This is a genomic window from Streptomyces yerevanensis (genome assembly GCF_000716805.1).
Taxonomy (GTDB): Bacteria; Actinomycetota; Actinomycetes; order Streptomycetales; family Streptomycetaceae; genus Streptomyces; species Streptomyces flaveus.
On the sequence record NZ_JNWJ01000161.1, the window covers coordinates 1 to 2,976 of the forward strand.

Consider the following 2,976-nt stretch of genomic DNA (forward strand, 5'->3'; position numbering starts at 1 on the left):
TCCTTGTACCAGGACTCGATGACGGCGTTGCCCCAGAAGTCGCGGCGGCGGTCGTCGTGGACGTTCCAGCGGTACGTCTCGTGGTCGGGGTCACCGGTGTAGTAGTCGGAGGTGTAGATCTCCACGCGGTGGCCGTCGGGGTCGCGCAGGTAGAGGTAGAAGGCGTTGGAGACGCCGTGCCGGCCGGGGCCGCGTTCGATGTGGTGCTCCTTGCGCAGCGAGCCGAACAGGTCGGCCGCGCGCAGGACCTGGTGGGACTCGTGGGTGGCCACGCCGAGGTGGTGCAGGCGGGGGCCTGCGCCGCCGGTGAAGGCGACGTCGTGGACGGTCTGCTTGCGGTACATCCAGGCCGCGTACAGCTCGTGCTCGTCGCCCTCGATGGTTTCCGAGCAGCCGAAGCCGAGGGACTGGTAGTGGGCGTAGGCGGCCGGGATGTCGGGGGTGCAGAGGTTGAAGTGGTCCAGGCGGGCGATCTCGGCGCCGTGGCGCAGGTCGTAGCGCTGGATGAGGCGCTCGGCGCGGGCGATCTCATAAAAGAACTCGACGGGGAAGCCGAGCGGGTCGATGACGCGGACCGCGTCGCCGATCCCGTGCGTGCCCTCGCCCTTCTTCAACCGCTTGACCGGGCAGCCGAGTTGGGTGAAGTACTTCTCCGCTGTGTCGACGTCCTCGGGGGTGCGGACCCGGTAGGAGAGGTGGTCAAGAGCGGCCGTCTCCCCACGCCTCAGCACCAGGGAGTGGTGGGTGAGTTCGTCGGTGCCGCGCAGGTACAGCGACTCGGTGTCCTCGTACTGGACGTGGAAGCCGAGCATGTCGGCCCAGAACCAGCGGGCGGCCGCCAGGTCGGTGACGGCGAGCTGGGCGTAGGCGGACCGGATGACATCCGGGGCGTCGGGGGCGTTCGAGGCGGTCATGAGGTGGCTCCGAAGCGGGGGGTGTGCACTTCGCCGAGGGCGACGTGGACGATCTTCGATTCGGTGTAGAAGTCGATGCTGTGGGCGCCGCCCTCGCGGCCCACGCCGGAGGCCTTGACCCCGCCGAACGGGGTGCGCAGGTCGCGGACGTTGTGGGAGTTGATCCAGACCATGCCGGATGCGACGGCGTGCGCGATGCGGTGGCCGCGCTTGAGGTTGGAGGTCCAGACGTAGGCGGCCAGCCCGAACTGGGTGGCGTTGGCGAGTTCCACGGCCTCGGTCTCGTCGTCGAAGGGGGCGACGGCCACGACCGGGCCGAAGATCTCCTCCTGGAAGATACGGGCGTCGCGTTCGACGTCGGCGAAGACGGTGGGCTGGAGGTAGTTGCCGTCGGCGAGGTGGTCGGGGCGCTCACCCCCTGCGACCAGGCGGGCCTCCTTCCTGCCGATCTCCACGTAGTTCAGGACGCGCTCGTAGTGGTCGGGGTGGACCAGTGCGCCGACCTCGGTGGCCGGGTCGGACGGCAGCCCGACGCGGACGTCGGCGGCCCGCTTTGCCAGCCGGCGGGTGAACTCCTCGTACAGCGGGCGCTCGACCAGGACGCGGGAACCGGCCGTGCAGCGCTCCCCGTTGAGGGAGAACACACCGAAGACGACCGAGTCCAGCGCGGCCTCGAGGTCGGCGTCGGCGAAGACGACGACCGGGGACTTGCCGCCCAGCTCCATGGAGACGGTCTTCAGGTGCTGGGCGGAGGAGCGGATGATGTGCCGGCCGGTGTCGGAGGAGCCGGTGAAGGAGATCAGCGGCACGTCCGGGTGGTCGACGAGGGCCTGGCCGGCCTCCTCGCCGAGGCCGTGGACGATGTTCACCACCCCGGCAGGAACCCCGGCCTCGGCGAAGATCTCCGGCCACAGGCTTGCGGACAGCGGGGTCCACTCGGCGGGCTTGAGGATCAGCGTGCAGCCGGAGGCCAGGGCCGGGGCGAGCTTCCAGCTCTCCAGCATGAACGGGGTGTTCCACGGTGTGATCAGTCCGGCGACTCCCACCGGGGTGCGCACCACATAGCTGAACTGCTCCTCGCCCTGCCGGAACGCCTCCTCGCCGAGCGCGACGATGACATCCGCGAAGTAGCGGAAGTTCTCCGCCGCACGCCGGGCCTGGCCGCGGGCCTGGGTGATCGGCAGCCCGGAGTCGTACGACTCGAAGGCGGCGAGCCGGTCGTGCCGGGCCTCGACGGCGTCGGCGATCCGGTACAGGACACCCGCGCGTGCCCGGTTGGACAGCCCGGCCCACTGCGGGAACGCGACCCGGGCAGCCGTCACCGCCCGGTCCACGTCGGCCGCGGAACCGCGCGCGGCCTGTGCGTAGGCCGTGTTGGAGACCGGGTCGGCGACATCGAAGGTGCGTCCGTCCGCGGCGTCGACGAGGGCACCGCCGATCCAGTGCCGGATCACGGTGGGAAGGTGCTCAGGGGTGGTGCTCACTGCGCGGCTCCGATCTGCTGGGTGAGGTCTCCGCCCTCGCGGAGCAGCGCGCGGATCTTCGACAGGCCCGCGTCGGTGGGAGAGGTGAGCGGCGGGCGGACATGGGGCGCCGCGATACGTCCCTGCTGGTGCAGCACCCACTTCACCGGCGCCGGGTTCGTCTCGACGAACAAGAGGTCGACCAGCGGGTGCAGGCGGTAGTGCAGATCGCGGGCACCGTCGAAATCGCCCGCCTCCCACAGCTCGTACATCCGAGCCACCGCGCCGGGCGCGAGATTGGCGACGGCTGAAACGAAACCCGCACCGCCGAGCGCGAGCAGCGGCAGGCACAGCAGCTCGATGCCCGACCACACCAGCAGTGAGCGCCCGCAGGCGTGCAGCACGCGCGAGAAGTGCTCGAAGTCCTTGGTGGTCTCCTTGACGCCCACGAAGTTCTCGAAGTCGGTGAACAGCCGCTTCACTGTCTCGGGCGCGATGTCGACGGCCGTGCGCGAGGGCACGTTGTACGCGACGATCGGCAGATCCGGGAACTCCCGGGCCACCGTCGCGTACCACTGATACAGCGCCTCCTGCGTGGG

Annotated in this window: 3 protein-coding genes; all 3 read right to left on the reverse strand. The window is 70.0% G+C overall.

The window, feature by feature from the left end; all coding sequences use genetic code 11:
- The coding region (gene hpaD, locus OP79_RS48675; protein ID WP_033329661.1) for a 3,4-dihydroxyphenylacetate 2,3-dioxygenase at positions 1-914 on the reverse strand (914 nt) is incomplete at its 3' end.
- Complete coding sequence (gene hpaE, locus OP79_RS48680) at positions 911-2,398, reverse strand: 5-carboxymethyl-2-hydroxymuconate semialdehyde dehydrogenase (protein WP_033329662.1); 1,488 nt, start codon at positions 2,396-2,398, stop codon at positions 911-913. The genes hpaD and hpaE, both read right to left, overlap by 4 nt.
- Positions 2,395-2,976: dihydrodipicolinate synthase family protein (locus OP79_RS48685; protein ID WP_033329663.1), on the reverse strand; the 582-nt coding region annotated here is incomplete at its 5' end. The genes OP79_RS48685 and hpaE, both read right to left, overlap by 4 nt.